Source organism: Empedobacter brevis NBRC 14943 = ATCC 43319, assembly GCF_000382425.1.
GTDB classification, from domain to species: Bacteria; Bacteroidota; Bacteroidia; order Flavobacteriales; family Weeksellaceae; genus Empedobacter; species Empedobacter brevis.
In genome coordinates this window covers 75122-95519 of the sequence record NZ_KB908297.1, presented here as the reverse complement: position 1 = coordinate 95519, position 20398 = coordinate 75122, and the positions used below count along the sequence as shown (strand labels likewise).

The 20398-nt window shown below is 32.1% G+C and carries 24 protein-coding genes; 12 read left to right on the top strand and 12 right to left on the bottom strand.

Translation table 11 applies throughout. From position 1 onward, the window contains the following. Positions 1-81 precede the first annotated feature (81 nt). Both gmk and H277_RS0111765 read right to left on the bottom strand, forming a co-directional pair. Positions 82-648, bottom strand: a complete 567-nt coding sequence (gmk, locus tag H277_RS0111770) for a guanylate kinase (protein WP_019975796.1) — start codon at positions 646-648, stop codon at positions 82-84. Further along, complete coding sequence (locus tag H277_RS0111765; RefSeq protein ID WP_244874891.1) at positions 648-1508, bottom strand: YicC/YloC family endoribonuclease; 861 nt, start codon at positions 1506-1508, stop codon at positions 648-650. The genes gmk and H277_RS0111765 overlap by 1 nt, the downstream gene beginning before the upstream one ends. 149 nt (positions 1509-1657) lie before the next feature. On the opposite strand from H277_RS0111765, the gene H277_RS0111760 reads away from it, so the two are divergent. Continuing rightward, entirely contained in the window at positions 1658-2968 is a 1311-nt protein-coding gene (locus tag H277_RS0111760) for a DUF4026 domain-containing protein (protein WP_019975794.1), read from the top strand. Here H277_RS0111760 and hutI read toward each other — a convergent pair. The 7 genes from hutI to hemH all read right to left on the bottom strand — a co-directional run bounded on the left by hutI (position 2958) and on the right by hemH (position 8275). Then, a complete protein-coding gene (gene hutI / locus H277_RS0111755) occupies positions 2958-4187 on the bottom strand; it encodes an imidazolonepropionase (protein ID WP_019975793.1) in 1230 nt (409 codons plus the stop codon). The two genes, H277_RS0111760 and hutI, sit on opposite strands and share 11 nt — an antisense overlap. Positions 4188-4240: 53 nt before the next feature. After that, entirely contained in the window at positions 4241-4438 is a 198-nt protein-coding gene (locus H277_RS0111750; RefSeq protein ID WP_019975792.1) for a hypothetical protein, read from the bottom strand. A 120-nt stretch (positions 4439-4558) separates the two neighbouring features. Next, on the bottom strand, positions 4559-4741 hold the full coding sequence (locus H277_RS20420) for a hypothetical protein (protein ID WP_019975791.1): 183 nt from the start codon (positions 4739-4741) through the stop codon (positions 4559-4561). A 6-nt stretch (positions 4742-4747) separates the two neighbouring features. Further along, positions 4748-4957 carry a hypothetical protein gene (locus H277_RS0111740; RefSeq protein WP_146810431.1) on the bottom strand — a complete coding sequence of 70 codons (210 nt, stop codon included), beginning with the start codon at positions 4955-4957 and terminating at the stop codon, positions 4748-4750. Positions 4958-5028: 71 nt separating this feature from the next. After that, complete coding sequence (locus H277_RS0111735) at positions 5029-6081, bottom strand: DUF3078 domain-containing protein (RefSeq protein WP_019975789.1); 1053 nt, start codon at positions 6079-6081, stop codon at positions 5029-5031. A 27-nt stretch (positions 6082-6108) separates the two neighbouring features. Then, positions 6109-7209 (bottom strand): DUF3078 domain-containing protein, encoded by a 1101-nt coding sequence (locus H277_RS0111730; protein ID WP_019975788.1) that lies wholly within the window; start codon positions 7207-7209, stop codon positions 6109-6111. 82 nt (positions 7210-7291) lie between these two features. Next, the gene (gene hemH / locus H277_RS0111725) at positions 7292-8275 is read right to left on the bottom strand and encodes a ferrochelatase (protein WP_019975787.1); all 984 of its coding nucleotides are present in this window, start codon (positions 8273-8275) and stop codon (positions 7292-7294) included. A gap of 107 nt (positions 8276-8382) precedes the next feature. On the opposite strand from hemH, the gene ruvB reads away from it, so the two are divergent. The 7 genes from ruvB to H277_RS0111690 all read left to right on the top strand — a co-directional run bounded on the left by ruvB (position 8383) and on the right by H277_RS0111690 (position 12978). Next, complete coding sequence (gene ruvB / locus H277_RS0111720) at positions 8383-9420, top strand: Holliday junction branch migration DNA helicase RuvB (protein ID WP_019975786.1); 1038 nt, start codon at positions 8383-8385, stop codon at positions 9418-9420. 11 nt (positions 9421-9431) lie between these two features. Beyond that, the gene (locus tag H277_RS0111715; RefSeq protein ID WP_019975785.1) at positions 9432-9722 is read left to right on the top strand and encodes a DUF1272 domain-containing protein; all 291 of its coding nucleotides are present in this window, start codon (positions 9432-9434) and stop codon (positions 9720-9722) included. A 13-nt stretch (positions 9723-9735) separates the two neighbouring features. Then, positions 9736-10683: a tRNA epoxyqueuosine(34) reductase QueG gene (queG, locus tag H277_RS0111710; protein WP_019975784.1), complete on the top strand. Its 948-nt coding sequence runs from the start codon at positions 9736-9738 to the stop codon at positions 10681-10683. A 61-nt stretch (positions 10684-10744) separates the two neighbouring features. Further along, on the top strand, positions 10745-11425 hold the full coding sequence (locus tag H277_RS0111705) for an SH3 domain-containing protein (RefSeq protein ID WP_019975783.1): 681 nt from the start codon (positions 10745-10747) through the stop codon (positions 11423-11425). Next, positions 11418-11948: a hypothetical protein gene (locus tag H277_RS0111700; RefSeq protein WP_146810429.1), complete on the top strand. Its 531-nt coding sequence runs from the start codon at positions 11418-11420 to the stop codon at positions 11946-11948. Before H277_RS0111705 ends, H277_RS0111700 begins: the two co-directional genes overlap by 8 nt. Then, positions 11938-12432: a hypothetical protein gene (locus H277_RS0111695; RefSeq protein ID WP_019975781.1), complete on the top strand. Its 495-nt coding sequence runs from the start codon at positions 11938-11940 to the stop codon at positions 12430-12432. Before H277_RS0111700 ends, H277_RS0111695 begins: the two co-directional genes overlap by 11 nt. A 30-nt stretch (positions 12433-12462) precedes the next feature. Continuing rightward, entirely contained in the window at positions 12463-12978 is a 516-nt protein-coding gene (locus H277_RS0111690) for a hypothetical protein (RefSeq protein WP_019975780.1), read from the top strand. Positions 12979-13039: 61 nt separating this feature from the next. Here the strand turns inward: H277_RS0111690 and H277_RS19010 are convergent, their stop codons facing one another. Both H277_RS19010 and H277_RS0111680 read right to left on the bottom strand, forming a co-directional pair. Then, entirely contained in the window at positions 13040-14089 is a 1050-nt protein-coding gene (locus H277_RS19010) for an endonuclease (protein ID WP_019975779.1), read from the bottom strand. A gap of 78 nt (positions 14090-14167) precedes the next feature. Beyond that, positions 14168-15049 (bottom strand): helix-turn-helix domain-containing protein, encoded by an 882-nt coding sequence (locus H277_RS0111680; protein ID WP_019975778.1) that lies wholly within the window; start codon positions 15047-15049, stop codon positions 14168-14170. A gap of 217 nt (positions 15050-15266) precedes the next feature. On the opposite strand from H277_RS0111680, the gene hemA reads away from it, so the two are divergent. From hemA to hemE, 4 genes are read left to right on the top strand one after another with little or no spacing between them, the layout of a single operon-like run. Continuing rightward, positions 15267-16493 carry a glutamyl-tRNA reductase gene (hemA, locus tag H277_RS0111675; RefSeq protein ID WP_244874890.1) on the top strand — a complete coding sequence of 409 codons (1227 nt, stop codon included), beginning with the start codon at positions 15267-15269 and terminating at the stop codon, positions 16491-16493. A gap of 7 nt (positions 16494-16500) precedes the next feature. Then, complete coding sequence (gene hemC / locus H277_RS0111670) at positions 16501-17427, top strand: hydroxymethylbilane synthase (RefSeq protein WP_019975776.1); 927 nt, start codon at positions 16501-16503, stop codon at positions 17425-17427. Beyond that, on the top strand, positions 17427-18104 hold the full coding sequence (locus H277_RS0111665) for a uroporphyrinogen-III synthase (protein WP_019975775.1): 678 nt from the start codon (positions 17427-17429) through the stop codon (positions 18102-18104). Before hemC ends, H277_RS0111665 begins: the two co-directional genes overlap by 1 nt. Continuing rightward, positions 18091-19119, top strand: coding sequence for a uroporphyrinogen decarboxylase (hemE, locus tag H277_RS0111660; protein ID WP_019975774.1), 1029 nt, complete (start codon positions 18091-18093; stop codon positions 19117-19119). The genes H277_RS0111665 and hemE overlap by 14 nt, the downstream gene beginning before the upstream one ends. Before the next feature lie 117 nt (positions 19120-19236). On the opposite strand, the gene H277_RS0111655 is transcribed toward hemE, so the two are convergent. After that, the gene (locus H277_RS0111655; protein ID WP_019975773.1) at positions 19237-20037 is read right to left on the bottom strand and encodes a coiled-coil domain-containing protein; all 801 of its coding nucleotides are present in this window, start codon (positions 20035-20037) and stop codon (positions 19237-19239) included. Positions 20038-20398: the final 361 nt, after the last annotated feature.

Genomic DNA, 20398 nt, shown 5'->3' with positions numbered 1-20398 from the left:
TAGGATTTTTAAAAAATTAAAGATAACAAAAATGCCTCGATTTTATTTATTCGAGGCATCTGTATAGTAATTGATGAAATATTATTTGATAAAATCAGTAATAATTTCTAATGTTTTTGCTTTGGCAGTTTCTAAATCATCATTCAAAAGAATAATATCAAATTCTTTGGCTTTTTCCATTTCAATTCCTGCTTTATCAATACGCTGCTTCAGTTTGTCTTCACTTTCTGTATTGCGTGAAATCAAACGTTCTTTCAGGACATCTAAAGATGGAGGGTTTACAAATACCGTCAAACATTGCTCTCCATATAAATTTTTGATATTCAATGCGCCAATTACATCAATGTCAAAAATAACAGAATTTCCTTCAGAAGTGATACGGTCTACTTCCGATTTTAGTGTACCATAAAAATTATCACGATAAACTTCTTCGTGTTCTACAAATTCATCGTTAGAAATCTTTCTTTTAAATTCTTCCGGAGTCAAGAAATAGTAATCTTTTCCATGCACTTCACCTTCACGTTTATCTCTGGTCGTACAAGAAATAGAAAATTTGATATGGTCTAACTTTTCTAAGGCATAACGAACTAAAGTTGTTTTTCCTGCACCCGATGGAGCTGAAAAGACGATTAATTTACCTTTTTTCATTACAAGATATTTAACGATTGTTCCTTAATTTTTTCTAACTCATCTTTCATCTGAACAACAATTTTCTGCATTTCAGAGTGATTAGATTTTGATCCTAACGTATTGATTTCACGTCCGATTTCTTGCGAAATAAAACCTAATTTTTTACCATTGGATGCTGTTCCGGCCAATTCTTTCAGGAAATATTCACAATGATTTTTCAAACGAACTTTCTCTTCTGTAATGTCAAATTTTTCTAAATAGAAAATCAATTCTTGTTCAAAACGATTCTGATCAACATCAACTTTCAATTCTTCTAAACGTTTATTGAAACGTTCTTTTATCGTTTCAATTCGTTCTTTTTCGAAAGGTATAACTTGTGTTAAAAGTTCAAGAATATTATTTAAGTTGAATGTCAAATACTTTTCTAAAACCTTACCTTCATCTAATCTAAATTGATTCAAAGCTGTAATTGCTTCAATTATAGTCGCACGAATTTGGTTCCATTCTTCTTCACTCAAATCATCTTGTGTATACGAGATAACATCAGGCATACGCATTACAACCGGTAACAACTCGCCATCTGTCACAGTAGGTGTGATTGATTTGAATTCTTCCAGATAACTTTTGATTAATTCAGCATTTATATTTTGGTTTCGCGCAGCAGGATTTAATTCCACTAACATTGAAAAATCAACTTTTCCACGCTGAACTTTTTCTGAAATAAGATTTCTGATTTCTAATTCTTTTTCGCGATAAAAAGAGGGAATTCTCGTATTTAAATCTAATGTTTTACTGTTTAGAGAACGGATTTCTATCGTTACTTTTTTTTCAGGTAATTCCAATACGGCTTTACCGTAACCTGTCATAGATGCTATCATAATTGTAAAATTATGCGAGCAAAATTACAATAAATTAACGTAACACGCTCGAATAATCATCTTGAATGATTTTAAAGTTTAACATTTTGCTAAAATTTTGATGAACATAAAACATTTATCTTTAACAAAAATCAAATGAATTATAGACTATGACCAACCAGGAATTGTACAAAGGAATTGCAGAAGATGGACTAAGCTTACCATCTACTATGGGAATATTTCCATCTTCAAAAGATTTTATCTTTTCAAAAGAGTTAATTGAAAACAGCTTACAGTCGAGCCGGTATTTTAAATTAAATGAATTTGAAATTGTAGAAATTGATAAAGACGAAAATACTGCTGTAAAACAGGAATATCAAATTTCTGTTACTTATTTGGATGAAGAATTTGAGGTGAATTTATATGTTGTGCATGCGCAAAGTAACGATTATTCTGAATTTGGTTTCGGGAATATGATTTCGGATGAGGAAATGGAAATTGCAACGCAGCAGGATTTTTATTTAGAGTCTGTGATGTATTTTGGAAATGATGCGTTGGACAGTTTTCATCTGCAGTTGAAGATTATGCAATCTATTGTAGAAAATCCTTCGATCGTTGTGGATTTTATGCCTTATCGATTACTTTCAGGTAAATGGGCAAAGGTTACAGCTGAGTCAGAAATTCCTCCTGCTCCAACTTATTTATATGTCATTCATGGTGTATATGATGAAAATGAAGAAGGTGAACGTGTTTATTGGATGCACACACACGGACTGCATCGTTGCGGATCGGTAGAATTGGAAATGCTGAACATCAAAACCGGGATTGAACAAATGAATTCAGCTTTGGATATGATTGTCAATGCATTTATCAAACCAGATTATCGTTCACCGGAAAATACTGAATTTAATATAGGATACGATGGGTTGGATATCACATTTTGTTGGAAGCGCTGGGAAGATGTAGTAAAAGATTATCCGGCAACAATTCCGGGAGGTTACAATGAACGTCAACCAGAGAACGAAAATTATGAACCTTGCGGCGTTTTGTTAGCTGTACAAGAAGGGCATACATTAACACCGGAAGTTTATGCGACAACAATTGCAGATAATCCAATTTTCTTCATTAGCGATCAGGAAACTGAACGTATGTCAGCTTTGGCTTATCAGCGTTTTGAATCGTATAAAAAAGCGTTTCATACGTATTTTAATCCGGAAGCAGATGAAGAAAATTACTGGAGATTTTTAATCAAATTAGGATTTGATGTGGATCACGACATGAATAAAGAACATATTTGGTTCGATGTGTACGGGATCAATGAAAACAATGAAATTTTTGGCGTATGCTTAAATCGACCATATGCAGTAGAGGGATTGAATGAAGGAGATGAAGGTCTTTATCCGCAAGAAATGATTACCGATTGGTTAATTTATTCGCCGACAAACACCATCACTCCTGATAATATTTATACTATTGATTAATCAAAGAACCATTTTTCCAAACATTCGTTGGCTGTAATTGTCCTTGATGATAAATAATATTACGATAATCAAAGGTAGAGAAGCTGATAAAGTCGGCTTTTTTACCTTTTTCTATTGTTCCACGGTCTGTTAAATTCAATGCTTTTGCAGCACGATAAGTGATAGCAGCTAATACTTCAGCCATTGATAATTTTTCGAAAGTTGCTAAAACAGCAGCTTGTGTTAATAAGTTTCCCATTGGCGCAGAACCAGGATTCCAGTCCGAAGCGATTGAAACACAACAACCGGCATCTAATAATTTTCGGGCAGGTGCATATTGCATTCCTAAACCAATGGAAGCTCCGGGTAGAACTGTTGCAACAACATCAGAATTTGAAAGATTTTTGATTTCCTCTTCTTCCGAAAACTCTAAATGATCTGCACTTAAGGCATTGTATTTTGTAGCTAAATAGCTTCCTCCTGCAGTAAATTGATCGGCATGAATGGTAATATCAAAACCTTGATTTTTTGCTTCGTTTAAAAAATAATCTCCTTCTTCAACAGAAAAAGCTGACTGTTCCACGAAAATATCGATACGATTCGCTAATTCATCTGATTTCAATTTTGGAAAAACTTCTTGTATTAAAAGATCTAAATAAGCTTTATTTGATCCTTCGAAATCTTTTGGTTTTATATGAGCCCCCAGAAAAGTTGGAATCAAATCAATTTCACTTTCTTGATTTGCCATGTTAATGGCTTCTAACATTTTGATTTCGCCATCAACAGAAAGGGCATAACCAGATTTTACCTCAGCAGTTGTAATTCCCTGTTTCGCTAATTGAGCAATATGCTTTAGTGTAATATCTTTCAGTTCATCAACCGTTTTTTTACGCGTTTCGGTTACGGTAGACCAAATTCCGCCACCGCTTTCCGCAATCTCTAAATAAGTTTTTCCATCCAAACGCATTGCAAAATCTTTGGCTCTGTTTCCTCCAAAACAAACATGTGTGTGTGAATCAACAAATCCGGGAAGAAGAATTTGTTCCGTTTCAATTTTTTCAATTTTAATGGTAGGATGATGCTGAAAAAGCATATCAAAATCACCAATCTCTACAATTGATTCATTCTCTACAATAATTCCTCCATCTTTGATAATTTCGATTTGGTTTTCATGAATTGCACCTTTTAAAGGTAAATTGGCAAGTGTTATAATTTGTTTGAAAGGACCTATTAATTTCATTTTTATTGTTTTTATTACACAAGTTTACGAAATTTAGGGGAGAAAGAAGCGTGTTATGCTGTTTCAAATTTAGATTTGTATTTCAAATAATAGTCTTCAAATCTTTTATAAATGAATTCATCCTCATTGTCCAACGTTAGATTTGTGTAAGGTGAATATCCAGTATCTTCAAGTATTTCTAAATCGATGCAAATTTTATAGAAAATCTCTAAATCAGATTTTGAATCTAATTCAGAATGGCTAGTATACATCGTACTTAGAGAAGTATCCTGATTTAAAATTTTATGTAAGAATTTTTTCGAAATATAAAATGCATATTCCTTTAAAAGGAGATTCTTAGAATCAATTTTAAAATCAAAATGATTTAAAATCTAAAAAAAATATTTTTCTCTAACAAGTGTATTCTCATGATCTAAACCTGCAAGGATATATAAATCTGTAGATTCGACTTCTAATTTTAGAATTTCAATCGACCATTTGACTAAATCACTACTTTCAAAAGGGTATATAAAGCGTTTCGCTAGAACAGTAATTGTTAATTCACGAAAAAACATCGTGTATTATTTTTTCTTCAAATAAGTAGGATCGTTGGGGTATTTGATCACTTTTACTAAGGTAATAATAGTGAAAATAACAAAGATTAAAACAACAATTGCACTGAGAATGATACGGTTATTTTGTTCGTTGTTAAGCCCAATATAAAGCTCGAAAGCTGCCCAAACAATCATTAAAATCTGTGGTAAAAGTGCGCCGAAAATATTTTTTGTCATTTTATTCATCTATTGATGATGTAAAAATAAGAAAAATAAAAAACCTGCTTATCAAAAGCAGGTTGAAAATATTATTGCGTAACTAATTTTGTTTCATTAAGAATTGGCTCATTCTTCAGAATATTTGTAGCTACTTCTATTGTATCTTGTTTTTCTTCAAAAATTGGAGCTTCTTGTATAAAAGCTGTAGCAGGTGCTTCTTCTACTTTTGGAGGAGTGTTATCGAATTTGTAATTTAACCCAATTCCAAGTGTTTGTTTTACCTGCGTTTTCTTAATTTGATCTTCATCATACAATAAGTTTACAGCAACTTGAGCAGAAACAAATTTATTTACTTTAAGATCTAAAATACCTTGGTAAGCAATATCCATGTTTCCAAATTTTTTCAGGTAATCAGCATAGACCCCTACACGGTTATCGTAGCTAATGCCGTCCATAATTTGTAATTTATAACGGGCTCCTAAATAAGCACCAAATTCGAATAATGTATTGTCTCCGTCATTTTTAAGGCCAAAATTTCCTTTTTGTTGTAAATCTTTATCCAATACAAATGTAACTCTTGGTGTGAAAGGATGGATGTTCACTTGAAAATTTTCGTTTGGTTTGTAATCAACCCCTAAACCTAAACTTAAATAACCCGGTGCCATTAAATTTGAAATTTTCGTTTTTGGATCAGTTGCATAATCAAAACCTTCTGTAAATTGAGTTCTGAAATTCATAGAGGCAGCTAAATACCAATGATTTCCAATACTGTACCCGTAAGATGATGTTAAGTCGATCACATCATTTGTTTTGCGAGAGCTCTCTCCTTTGTTGGTTTGGATTCCGTAGCCTAATACCACACGATTATCCCAAATATGTTTTTCGCGGGTTAAATTAAATTCGTAATCTACATTTCCATTCAATGCAAACGAGTTTACACCACCTGCAACCCAATTACTAAAAGCACTTTGAGAAAAGAGTAAAGAATTGTTTCCGGAAACGAACCAGCCAGGTTGACGACCGTCGAACTTCTGATCTTTTAAATAACGTTTGCTATCTGTAGAAACTTTCCCATCTTTTACAGTTTGCGCATAAGCGGTTGCACTTCCTATTATTGCTAATGCCAATAAAATTTTTTTCATATAGTTTAGATGATTTTAATTAATAATTTATTCCAAAAATATGGATTCTGATTTTATATAAGTTGAATTTTCATCAATTGTATTTTTTTCAAAAACCCGGTCATAGTTTTGTTTGTCTAATTTTATTCTAGGTAGATGAATAGGAGAAATTCCGGAAGTATCAAAATAAGGAAGAATTTCTCTCTTTCGTTTTCTCTTTTTAGAATTTTTCTTGGTACTGTCTATTTTATAAGTCAAGCCAATTCCTAAAGCTTGTTTAAATTGCGTTTCTTTTACCTGATCTTCATCGTATATCAAATTTATTGTCAGTTGAGTAGACATAAAATTATTAATTTTCATGTCTAACAGCCCGGCATATACAATGTCCAGGTTATAAAATTTGTTCGAATAGTTGGAGAAAATACCAATGTTGTTATCATAGGTGACATTCTCAAAAAGTTTCAATTTATAACGAGAACCTAAATATGCACCGACCTCGAAAAGAAATGTATCGCCATCTTTTCGCAAACCATAGGTTCCTTTCTTCTGTAAATCTTTGTCAGCAACAATTGTGGTACGAGAAGTTAAGGGCTGAAAACTAATTGAAAAATTAGAATGAGGGGTGTAATTAGCACCAATCCCTATTGTCACATAAGCAGGCGCAAAAAGATTTGATAATTTCTTTTTTGGCGTAGCTGAATAATCATAACCGGCTGAAAATTGGGAACGAACATTTAAAGAGGAAGTCAGGTACCATTTTTCTTTGATTAAATAACCATACGAAGTGGTAAGGTTGATGTTATCTGCAGTTTTACGTGTCCCATTTGTTTTATTATCTAAGAATCCATATTCTAAAATAAAACGGTTGTCCCAAAAATGCTTCTTTTTTCGGAAATTAAATTCGTAGTCTGTTTTTGCATTCAAAGAAACTGAATTTTCTCCACCGGCCATCCAGTTAGAGAAAGTATTTTGGTTAACAGTTAAGGTATTTGCCCCGTAAATTTCCCATCCAGATTTTCGCCCTGTTGTATCAACTTTGGACTTTAAATATTTTCGCCCATCAATAATTAGATTTCCGCTGGTGTCTAAAAACTGCGCAGAACTAAAAAAGGATAGGGTTAAAAAAATAAGTGAGAAAATTAGCCTCATTTTTAAAAAAAATATCTTTGTCTAAAATTGAAAAATTCTAAACAAAGATATTTAATTTATTTTGTAAGGATAAAACCCTTTCTTAATTATTTTCCCAACCGTTGAGCCATTTCACCAAAGTATTGATCCAATCTTGGCGATCATTAAGACATGGTATATATGTAAATTGTTCACCTCCAGCTTTTAAGAATTCTTCTTTTCCTTCCATTGAGATTTCTTCTAAGGTTTCTAGACAATCCGCAACAAATGCAGGTGTACAAACAGCTAAATTTTTAACACCTTTTTCCGGAAAATGTTCTAACGTTTCATCTGTATAAGGTTGAATCCAAGGATCTTTACCTAAGCGAGATTGAAATGAAGTGTAATATTTATCTTCAGGTAATTCAAGATATTTGGCCACTAATCTTGTTGTTTCTAAACATTGGTTGCGGTACGTTTCGATTGGAAGCTTACTTACTTTTGCTGCTCTCACTGCCTTTTTATCATGACGTTCCGGAATTCCATGATAAGAAAATAGTAATTTATCATAGTTAGCAGGTAAATTTTCTTTAATAGAGTCGCCTAAAACTTTTATGTAATCCGGATGTTTATAAAATGCTTTTAAGAAATTTACATTAATATCTTTGAATTTTTTCTTTTGAATTTCCAATACTTTATCAGCTACAGTTTCTGTTGTAGACATTGTATATTGCGGATAAAGCGGCACAACCAATAGATCGCGTATACCTTTATCGTAAAGTTCCTGCATTCCAAATTCAATCGAAGGATTTTTGTAACGCATGGCTAAACCAACAGGGATTTCTAATTGTTCCTGAACTTTTTGTTGCAAAATTTTAGAATAAATAATTAATGGAGAACCATCTTTTGTCCAAATCTTTTTATATGCTTCTGCTGAATTGATAGGTCTTTTGGGCAAGATAAAAAGTTCGACAATTATTTTACGAATCAACCAAGGAGAGTCGATTACTTTTCCATCCATTAAAAATTCGCGTAAATAAGTTCTCACATCTTCAACTTCGGTAGAATCGGGCGAACCTAAATTCACTAATAATATTCCTTTACTCATAATTCTTTTTATCTAAAAAAATATTGCGTTCTTTGTAAATGTAAAAGTACAACGGATAATTTAAAAAGTCCTGTGTAATGTTATCATTATAATTTATATCATCATTTATGTCAGATTTATTAAATCCTGATAAAGAATTTTATCCAGACGACGATTTAAATCACGAAAATACCGTTCGTCCGCAAAGTTTTGATGATTTTGCCGGACAAGCTCATATTCTGGAAAATTTAGAAGTTTTTGTGAAAGCATCTAAACTTCGAGGAGAAGCATTGGATCATGTCTTGTTACATGGCCCTCCTGGTTTAGGAAAAACGACATTGGCAAATATCATTGCAAATGAGTTAGGTGTTGGAATTAAAATTACTTCCGGACCAGTTTTAGATAAACCGAGTGATTTAGCAGGTTTATTGACAAATTTAGAAGAAAATGATGTGCTCTTTATTGACGAGATTCACCGTATGTCACCGGTCATCGAAGAATATTTATATTCGGCGATGGAAGATTTTAAGATTGATATTATGATTGAATCAGGACCAAATGCACGTTCCGTACAAATTGGACTGAACCCTTTTACTTTAATAGGTGCTACAACACGTTCCGGATTATTAACGGCTCCACTTCGTGCACGTTTTGGAATCAATTTTAGATTTGAATATTATAATGTCGAATTATTGAGTTCGATAGTGGAACGTTCTTCTCGTATTTTAGCAACTCCAATCGATGAAAGAGCTTCAATCGAAATTGCAGGTCGAAGCCGCGGTACACCTCGTATAGCGAATGCTTTATTGAGAAGAACACGTGATTTTGCCCAAATCAAGGGAAATGGAAAAATTGACTTATCAATTGCTGAATTTTCGTTGAAAGCACTAAAAGTTGATGACAATGGTTTAGATGAAATGGATAACCGAATTTTATCAACCATCATCGAAAAATTTAAAGGAGGGCCAGTTGGAATTACAACTTTGGCAACTGCAGTAGGGGAGAATGGAGGAACGTTAGAGGAAGTTTATGAACCCTACCTTATTCAAGAGGGGTATTTAATGCGAACTGCACGAGGAAGAGTAGCGACAGAAAAAGCATATAAACATATCGGGGTAAAATACCGTGGAGAAAATTCACCACAAACAGATTTGTTTGATCATTAGAAAAATATTTTATGTTAGAATTAAGGCCCAATTGCGAAAATTGTGGAAAGAGTTTATTTCCAGATTCAACAGAAGCTATGATTTGTACATTCGAATGTACTTTTTGCAAAGATTGTGTTGGTAATATTTTAGAAAATGTTTGCCCAAATTGTGGTGGTAATTTTACTCAAAGACCTATTCGACCAGAAAAATATCGTTCTAAATATCCCGCTTCTACACAAATTGTTTTGAAAAAAGTAAATTTTACAGAATTTGAGAATTTAAAAAGTAAATTAAAAAATGTTTTACCTGAAAATCGTTAATTTTTAAAGTAAAATGCATCTTCCAACAGAAGAACATATTAAAATAAAATGGTCCCAACGCATCAAAGACAAAGCTGAAGCGTTGGGATTTATTTCTTGTGGTATTGCGAAAGCAAATTTTTTGGAAGACGAAGCACCACACCTAGAATCTTGGCTGCATAATAATTATCAAGGGGAAATGCATTATATGGAAAATCATTTCGATATGCGGTTGGACCCGCGCCTGTTGGTAGAAGGTGCAAAGTCAGTAATTTCATTGGCATACAATTATTATCAAAACTTAAATCGAAATCCAAATTCGTATAAAGTTGCAATGTATGCTCAAGGAGAGGATTATCATTTTGTGGTCAAAGAAAAAGTACGCGAGTTATTGGATTTTATTCAAGATGAAATAGGAGAAGTGAATGGACGTGCTTTTGCAGATTCTGCTCCTATTTTAGAGCATGCATGGGCACGGAAAGCAGGAATTGGATGGGTAGGAAAGAATTCATTGACTTTATCCAAGCAAAAAGGTTCTTTTTTCTTTTTATCCGAATTGATTGTCGATTTAGATTTAGCTTATGATTCTCCAATTGAAACAGATCATTGCGGAAAATGTACACGTTGTATAGATGCTTGTCCTACAGAAGCTATTTTACCAAATAAAACGGTTAACGGTAGCCAATGCATTTCCTATTTTACAATAGAATTGAAGGAACAGATACCGGCCGAGATGAAAGGTAAATTTGATGACTGGATTTTTGGTTGTGATGTATGTCAGGAAGTTTGCCCTTGGAATCGTTTTTCACTTCCTACTCAAGAAAATCGTTTTACCGGACACCGGAAAATAAATGAATTTTCTAAAAAAGATTGGGAAGAAATAACGGAAGATGTTTTTCGGGAAGTTTTTCGAAAATCCCCTGTAAAACGTACAAAATATGATGGTTTGAAACGAAATATAGATTTTATAAAATCACTATAATTCGTGAAAATTTTTGGATTAGATTTTGCTAACTTTACTTCAAGAAAATCAACTCCAAAAAATGAAAAAAAGTTTATTTTTTCTCACTACTTTTTTAACATATTTTGTACAAGCCCAGTTTGGAATTGTACAGGATAATGATGGTTTTGTCAATGTACGAGATGAAAAAAGTACATCATCTAAAATTTTAGCTAAAGTAAGTTCGAATACAATTTTACCTATTGATGGAGATGAAGAAGATTCGAAGTGGTATTTAGCTGAATTCGAATTAGAAAAAGCAGGTTATATCTATCAGGATCGTATAAAAAAGCTAGAAGATTTTGAACCAATTTTACCAAGCTTTACAGATGGAAATAAGATAATGTTTTCTATTGAGGATTATAGTATACAACTTGAAACTCAAAAATTCAATCCAAAAAATCATATTCTCACAAAGGAAGCCGGAATAATTTATGCCATCGATGGAAAAGATTTTTTTGGAACAGACGGCTTACTTCCTCAAACGGAATATAAATCATTCAAGATTTTATTCAAAGGTAAGGAAGTTACTATACCAAAAGAGTATTATGCAAATTTGTATAATGCACGCCCAAAAGAGATGAAACTGACGTATAATAAAGAACTGAATCAATATTATTTATTTGGAACTTTTGGGGATGGGGCTGGTGTTTATGATGCTCTTTGGGTGTTGGAAAATGGAAAAATAGTGAAACATATAGCTCAAATCAATTTCTATGCTTAACAGAGTTTATTTAACAGCGAGTCTTTTTGTCGTATTGTCTTCCTTGCTATTGGCTCAGAAAGTGACGACGTCCAAATTTGGAGAGATTGGCTATACCATGTCTCAAAAACAAGTTGCAGCGCTTACACCAGACAAACTTGCGGTTTATGAAGTAACAAATAAATACATGCCGGAACAGGATATTATAGTGCATGGAATAAAATATCATATTTCCTATTATAAGAATATGAAAACAAATCAATTTGAAGTGTATACCGTTTCTTCATCAGACCAAAAAATTTCGACATTATCCGGAATAAAAATAGGAAGTACATTGGAGGATCTTTGGAAAAGTTATAAAAAGTATGACATTTCGATACAAGAAGGAAGAGAAGATGAGGAGACGAAATCAACGAGAGTTTTTATGATTAATGATATTGATAATGGTTGTACACTAAGTTTTTATTTAAAAAATAATGTTGTGGTAAAAATGATGTTATCGAACGAATCGGGTTATTTAAATAATAATATTTATGAAGATTAGATTCACATTTTTGGGATTCTTTCTGCTTTCTGCTTTTGGATTTGCGCAGATTTCTACTACACGTATGAATGAATTGAAAATTGGAATGCGTCCTGCAGAAATAATGAAACTGTTAGGAAATAAACCTGTTGCACTGGCAAATGAAAGTGAAAAAAATATTAGCTTAAAAGGAATTCATTACACCATTTACATAGGAAGCGGTTATTTGAGTAAAACGGAGGGAGACGCTTATGTAAATTCAATTTCGACATCAAGTAAAAATATCCAAACACTTTCGGGAATTGGAGTGGGAAGCTCCTTAGAAGATTTGTGGAAAGTGTATTCGACAAAATATAATGTCTTCCTAAATCGATCAGAAAATAATTTGAGAGAATTTAGAATTGACGATAAAGAAAATGGCACAATTTTATTGTTTGATTTAAAAAATGAAATTGTCACTAAAATAACAATTAACTCATATAACCCGGAAGAATGTTTTCTGTAAACAGACTTACTAAATAAAAATAAAAAAACAATGAAAAAAATATTTTTTATAGCGGCATTTGTGGCTGGAATAGCTTTGCAAGCACAAGTTTCGACAACACGAATTAATGATGTTAAACTTGGAATGAAATTAACTGAATTAGAAAAATTAACAGGACAAAAATTTAAACTAAAACTGAACGAATATGGTTATCCGGATGGTGATTTAACGATTGTTTCAAAGGGAGTCACTTATAAAGTCGGATTAACAACGAATGGTGAAAATGAAGGGGCAAATAGTTTGACTGTTTACAGTGTGAAATCTTCGGATTCCAGTCTTAAAACATTATCAGGTATAAAGGTTGGTTCTTCTTTAGATGAATTGATTACAAAATATAAAAACCTGAATATTTCTATTTTCGACGGTTATGATGAGAAAGCAGAGAAAAGAACCAAAGCTTTCCGTTATTTTAATGTGGAAGATTATGATAACGGTTCAATTTTACAGTTTTATTTAGTGAATGATAAAGTGGTTTCTTTTGATGTCATGTACAATGAAGGTTGTTAAAACTAAATTGATATAAAATAAAAAATCCAACACAATAGGTGTTGGATTTTTTTAATTTTTATTATTTCTTAATAACTTTTTTAGTGACGATATTTCCATCTTGTAAGTGGATAGCTAAAATATAGATTCCAGCCGGGTAAGATTTTAAATCGACCTCTGTTCCTAAATTAGTTCCAAGTAATCGCCCGTTAAAATCATATAAATTGGCGCGAACAAAATTCTTCGCATTGATTTTAACCTTGTCAATTGTCGGATTTGGGAAAACATCTACAAGTGTTTGCTGGAAATTGTATTCAATAGAAGACAATTCTTCCCAAGTATTTTCAGCTTTGTCTCCACCCCAAATTAATGTGGCTAAATAGGGATTATCAATAAAAGGATTTCTACTTCCTTGTGTTTCATAAATGATTTCATTTCTTACTTTCTCAAATTCAGAAACTTTATCCAGCGCATTCCATTTCAAGAACATATCTGGCATTCTGTCATCATTACTGGTTGTATTGTTATACGCAACTAATTGAGGATCTGTTTCCATTCCATAATGAACATACATATACATAATAATACGTGCAACGTCACCAGTCCATTCGTCACCCGGATAAAAACCACCATTTATTAATTTAGCCTGACCAGTTACGTCTTGTGTCCACTTTTCGCGGTAAGCATTGTTACTTCTTGTAGAATTGATTTGTCTGTCGACTGCGCGTAAGTTATGTGCATCTGTACCTGTTCCCGGATATCTCGTGTCTAAAACAGGATTTGCCAATGATTTAGGAAAAACATGTTCACGTTCCCATTTTCCATTTGCATTTCCGCCTGTATTGTTTTTATTATTGACATCGCGCGTACGTTGTTCTGAATAAATGGTAGAGTTATCTGTAAAACCATAGATTAACAAAACTCGGCCTTGAGAATCTAAATCCAAGTCCGATTGATCTAAAATATTCCAAACACCCGGAGTATAGCTTACAGCATGATGAGTTGCATTAATTAAATTATGCAATTCTTCTTTTATAGCTTTTCCATTTTGTTTAAAATCTATCCCTTCATAATAATCTGGCTGTTGGGCAAATGAGATGAAAGGAAGTAAAAGGAGTAAAAGTTTTCTCATAATTATTTATAAATATTTGACAAAAATAAGTATTTATAAATAGTTAAGGAATGATAATCAGTTTAAATTATAAAGAAATTAATTTTGAAACTGTTTGATGTATTGTTTTGGAGTTAAACCATATTTTTTCTTAAATGCTGAGATAAAATGAGACGGGTTTTCATAGCCAATTTCGAATGAAATATCTTTTACCATTTGTTGATTCTCTTCTAATCTGTGTAATGCGAATTCTAATTTTTTATCCAATAAGTAGCCATAAACAGTAGTCCCATAAAGCTCTTTAAATCCTTCTTTAAGATGATATTCAGAGATTGAGAATTTTTCGCAAAGTTCTTTTATGGTTGGAGGATTTTTAAAATCAGACAATAGAAAATCTTTGATTTCCTTGATGCGTTTTCCTTCATTTTCATCATTCAGGAAAGGACAATGCTCGGTTTGATTTTCAATCTCAGAAAAGTAAAGCGTAAACAATTCGTACATTTTTCCGATTAGAAATAGATTTTGAAATTGAGGGGAAAGCTTCATTTGTTCAATCTGATTCAAAACCAGTTTAATTGAAGGACCGATTTCTCGCTCAATGTAAAATTTTTCTTGTGTCATACTTGAAATCAGATTATTCTGAATTTGATATTCAGCAAATAATTGATGTAGTTTTTGAATTGACAAGACAACAATATAGACTTTACTTTCAGCATTTATATTCAATGATAAAGGAATATCTAAAGTGGGGTAATAGAATAAAAAACTTTTCCCTTCATGCAAATTGATTTTATAAATACCATTATTAAAATTAAATGTCAGTGAGCCTTTTGTACAAAAATAAAATTGTATATACCGCTTGTCAATACCTTTCAAAATAGTATCTGTAGACGCTGTAAAGTTATCTATCTGAGCAATAAATACGTCTGTTGACAATTTATATTCATTGATTTTACTTTTATGGGTATTTTTTAATTCCATTTCGAATGATGAGGTTTGTCATATAAAAAACGTGACATTTGTCAAGTGCGCTTTTTATAATGGTTTACATACAAATATAAACCATTAATTTATAATTATTCTAAAAAAGCAAACTTTAATTTTTAGCGTTATTTTTTCTTTTTAAAGTTATTTTCGGAATGGTTTTGAAAGTACTTTTGTATCAGTATTTGAAGAAATGACAATTAGAGGTAATAAAATGGAAGAAAAATTTTACGTTATTGGAATTAGTTACGAAAAAGCTGATGCCGTAACAAGAGGTAAATTTACATTTTTTCCAGAACAAGTCGAAACGTTTACAGAAGATTCTAAATCAATTGGTTTAGAAAACTTTTTTATTGTTTCAACTTGTAATCGTACTGAGTTTTATGGTTTTGCAGAAAATGAGGATCAAATCGTTGAGCAATATTGTAAATATACAGAAGGTAATGCAGAGGATTTTCGTCAGTTTATGATGGTAAAGGAAGGTGAGGAAGCGATTAATCATTTATTTCGAGTATCGTCAGGTTTAGAAAGTCAGATTTTAGGCGATTTTGATATTATAGGTCAAATCAAAATTTGGTTTTCGCGTTTCAAAAAACAAGGTGCTTCAAATGCTTTTTTAGAGCGATTGGTCAATACAGCTATCCAAATTAGTAAAAAAGTAAAGAATGAAACATTCTTAAGCAACGGTTCAGCATCAGTAGCTTATTCCGCTGTTAATTTCATTCAGGCAACGCAAGGAGATTTAACAGACAAAAATATTTTGTTGTACGGGATAGGTAAAATTGGACGTAATACCTGTGCCAATTTAGTCAAACATTACCCGAATACCACGATTACTTTAATCAACCGTACAAAAGAAAAGGCAGAAGTTCTTGGATTGAAATATGATATTACAGTCAAAGATCACAATGAATTAAAAGAAGAATTACAAAAAACAGATATTCTGATTGTTGCCACTGGAGCAAATACGTATACGATTACGGAAGAAATGATTCAGTTTGATAAAGAAATGACAATTATTGACATGTCGGTTCCTGAAAATGTGATCCATACATTGGCCTCGCGCGAATCTATTCAGTTGGTAAATGTAGATGGATTATCAAAAATGGTAGATGATACAATTGCTCAACGCCGTAATTCTATTCCGGAAGCTTTGGCAATTATAGAAGAACATTCTGCAGAATTTTACGAATGGTTGGAAACCAGAGAATTGGTTCCGGCGATTCAATCTTTCAAAGATAGATTAGACTTTTTTCAAAGTTTTGCGTTAAATAATTTGAAAAAAGATAATGTAAACATTGATGAAAATGAAACGATTTTAACTGAAAAAGTAATTCAGAAAATTACAAATCAGTTCGCTTCTTATTTAATCGAAAATAAAGAGAATGCGGACGAAACAATTCAGTTAATCGAAAAAATGTTTCATTTAAAACAAGCTTAATACAATCATGAAAAAAATAAAGATTGGTACACGTCAAAGTCCTTTAGCGCTTTGGCAAGCCAATAAAGTTGCTTCTATTTTAGAAGCAAAGGGACATTCGACAGAAATTGTTCCGATTACTTCTGAAGGTGATGCAAATCTAAAACAACCCATTTATTCTTTAGGTTTAACAGGTGTTTTTACGCGTTCATTGGACATTGCGTTATTAAATGATCAAGTGGATATTGCGGTACATTCATTAAAAGATGTGCCAACACTTTTACCGGAAACATTAGAATTGATCGCATACCCGGAACGTGCAAGTTCTGCTGATATTTTAGTGTATAAATCGGAAGATATTTTCGAGAAAGAACATCGTATTATAGCAACAGGATCTTTACGCCGTAAAGCATTCTGGCACCATAAATATCCAAACGATATCATTGTAGATTTACGTGGAAATGTGCAATTACGTCTAAAAAAATTGCAAGATAATACAGATTGGGATGGAGCTATTTTTGCGCTTGCAGGATTAGACCGTTCAGAAATTTTAGAAGAGCTGGCTGCAAAAGGATTGCATTATAAAGTAATTGACTGGATGATAGCTGCCCCTTCGCAAGGAATTTTAGGGATTGTGGCCAAAGAAGGATTGGATTTGAGTGATATTAACAATCCTCAATGCGAACTTTTTGCAACGGTAGAACGTCAGTTTCTGAATGTTTTAGAAGGAGGTTGTACTGCACCAATCGGCGCATTAGTTGAAAAAATTGACGATGAAAATTATTTGTTTAAAGGAGCAATTTTATCAATCGATGGACAAGAAATGATTTCAATCGAAAGACAATTCAAAGCAAATGAATACCGAACAAAAGGGAGAGAATTTGCAGAAGAATGCATTGCACAAGGTGCTGCAAAAATGATTGAACAAATTAAAAAAGAAATCGGATCGAAATAGTGCAAACGAAAATTTTATTTACCAAGTTGATTCCGTCTTCTGTTCTTGAAAAAGAATTTGGAGCTGATGTTGAGGTGGTATGCAAGCCAACTTTGCAAATTGAATTGACTTCGGCAGGTGAAATTTTGAAGCAGATTGATTATTCAATTCATCAATTTATCGTAACGAGTCAAAATACTGTAAATGCCATTCAAGGATTGGAGTTGAATGGCCATTTTTTTGTTGTTGGAAAAAAAACAGCAGAAAAGTTAAAAGCGCAAAACAGAGAAGTTGTGTTGGTTGAAGATTATGCAGAAGATTTAGCTCCCAAATTAATTGCTGGAAATTATGTTCCGAAATGGAATTTCTTGTGCGGTTCTTCTCGTCGTGATTTATTAGTAAATGAATTGTCGAAAGCAAATCATGGAATCAATCAAATTATCACGTATCAATCAAAACAAATTGTTGATCCATTAAATGAAAAATTTGACATTTATGCTTTTTTTAGCCCATTATCGTTCAATGCATTTCATCAACAAAATAAAATTCCGGAAAGTTCACGTATTTTTACAATCGGAAATACAACAACTTCTGCGATACAAGAAGTTTATCCAAATCATGAAATTATAACTGCGCAAACGCCTTTGGTGGAAGTAGTGATAGAAAATATAAAAAAATACATCAATGATAAAAAATGATTTGCTTTTAAAAGCATTGAGAGGAGAGGAGGTAGAGCGTCCGCCAGTGTGGATGATGCGTCAAGCGGGACGTTATTTACCAGAATTTATCGAATTGAGAGATAAATACGATTTTTTTACACGTTGTCAAACGCCTGAATTAGCAGCTGAAATTACAGTGCAGCCAATTCGTCGTTTTCCGTTGGATGCTGCAATTATCTTTTCAGATATTTTGGTTGTACCACAGGCAATGGGAATGAATTTTGAAATGAAACCTGGTGTTGGTCCTTGGTTAGAGAATCCTATTCGTACAGCTCAAGATGTAGAAAAAGTATATGTTCCCGATGTTGAAGAAGAATTGGGGTATGTGTACCAAGCAATGGATTTGACAAAAAAAGAATTGGATAATAAAATTCCGTTGATCGGTTTTGCAGGTTCACCTTGGACATTATTGTGTTATGCAGTAGAAGGTCGTGGTTCTAAATCTTTTGATCAAGCAAAAGGTTTCTGTTTCCAAAATCCGGTTGCAGCACATCAATTGTTAGAAAAAATTACACAGACAACAATTCAATATTTGTTGAAAAAAGTGGAACATGGAGCGAATGTCATTCAGATTTTCGATTCATGGGGTGGAATGCTATCGCCAAAAGATTATGACGAATTTTCTTGGAAATACATCGAGCAGATTGTAAACGAAGTTTCTAAAGTAGTTCCTGTAACCGTTTTTGCAAAAGGTTGTTGGTTTGCTTTGGAAAAAATGGCCGATTCTAAAGCTTCTGCTTTGGGTGTTGATTGGACCATTACGCCACAATTGGCACGTGAGTTTACAGGTTTCAAAAAAACATTACAAGGTAACTTTGACCCATCGAGGTTATTATCACCACCAGAAACTATTCAGCAAATGGTAAAAGAAATGATTGACGATTTTGGTCCTTATAAATACATTGCCAATTTAGGTCATGGAATTTTACCAAATATTCCGGTCGAAAATGCACAAGCTTTTATAGAAGCTGTAGTAAATTATAAAAGAGCTTAAAATCGTTCTTTATCTAATAAATAAAAAAATCCGAAGAATAACCTTCGGATTTTTTTATTATTTAATTTCATTTATGGACAGTGTGCTATAAAAAGGATTGACTAGTAGATTAGCTTATTAATTTACTTTTACAATGTTCTTAAATGTTTCAAATAGCTTTTTGTCATTTTCACTAATTTCTAAATGAGTAGTTGTTAATTCTTCTTCAAAAAACTCAAACATTTCATAAGCTTTTTTAAAAATTGTAATATTTTTATTTTTAATTTCTTTTATTAACGAATCAAATTCTTTAAATAATTGAATCAAATCACAATTATCTGCTTTGTAATTATGATATAAATAACTTATTTTAAAACTTATATAATGATCATAATTGTCTTTTTCTCTAAAATAGAAAGAAGTAAAAAGATTTGTTTTGGCTAATAAAGAGTGATTTGTGTTAGATAAATTTTGTTCTAACTCTTCTGTTTTCTCAAGAATTGTATTATGTAGGTTTTCTGTTTCTTTCTTTAATTCGTCTTTATATTTTTTTTCTGACTCAGAAAGTTTTTCATTAAAATCTTTTAATACTTCATTAATCATTTTAGTATTTGAAGCGTTTAATTCTTTTTCTTTGAGTTCTATAATTTTTTGTTGCTCTTTTTTTAAATAATGGGGTAATACAAAAGTCACTATAGCTCCAATAATTGTAAATAAAACAGCTAAACGATCAAAGTTATTTTGATACATAGAATCTACATTATCAATCATTATTGAAGTTGATTCTGACTTTGCTTTTATAATTTCAATTTCCTTTTTTAAACTTTCGTTTTCTTTTTGGAGATCTTCTATTTTATTTTGTGTTATACTATCATTAGAATTTGCAGAAAAAGCAAATGTCGAAATAATGAATACTATTAGTAAAAGTTTTGTTCTCATATAAAATTTTAGGATTGCAAATATACCTATTGAATGAATATTTAGAGAGTTTTTGAAATACTTTTTTAATTAATTATTAGTCTGTTAATATGGTTGGATAGTAATTTTTTGGTTAAGGATGTTTTTGTTTATGTCAAAATAGAGGTGATTACTTTTCGTGTGTCGACTTTCTAATTGATGAGTGTGTGACGCGATGTCATAGATTAATTGAAATTCTTCTAATTTCTAAATATCCAACGTTTATTAATGGCTTTATTTTGGAAAGTGTTTGTGAAGCTCTCACATATTTTACAGCTGACACCTTAATTTTTTAAAAGACTTTAACAGAAAATTAAAAGTTAAGAATTTTATATTCAATCAA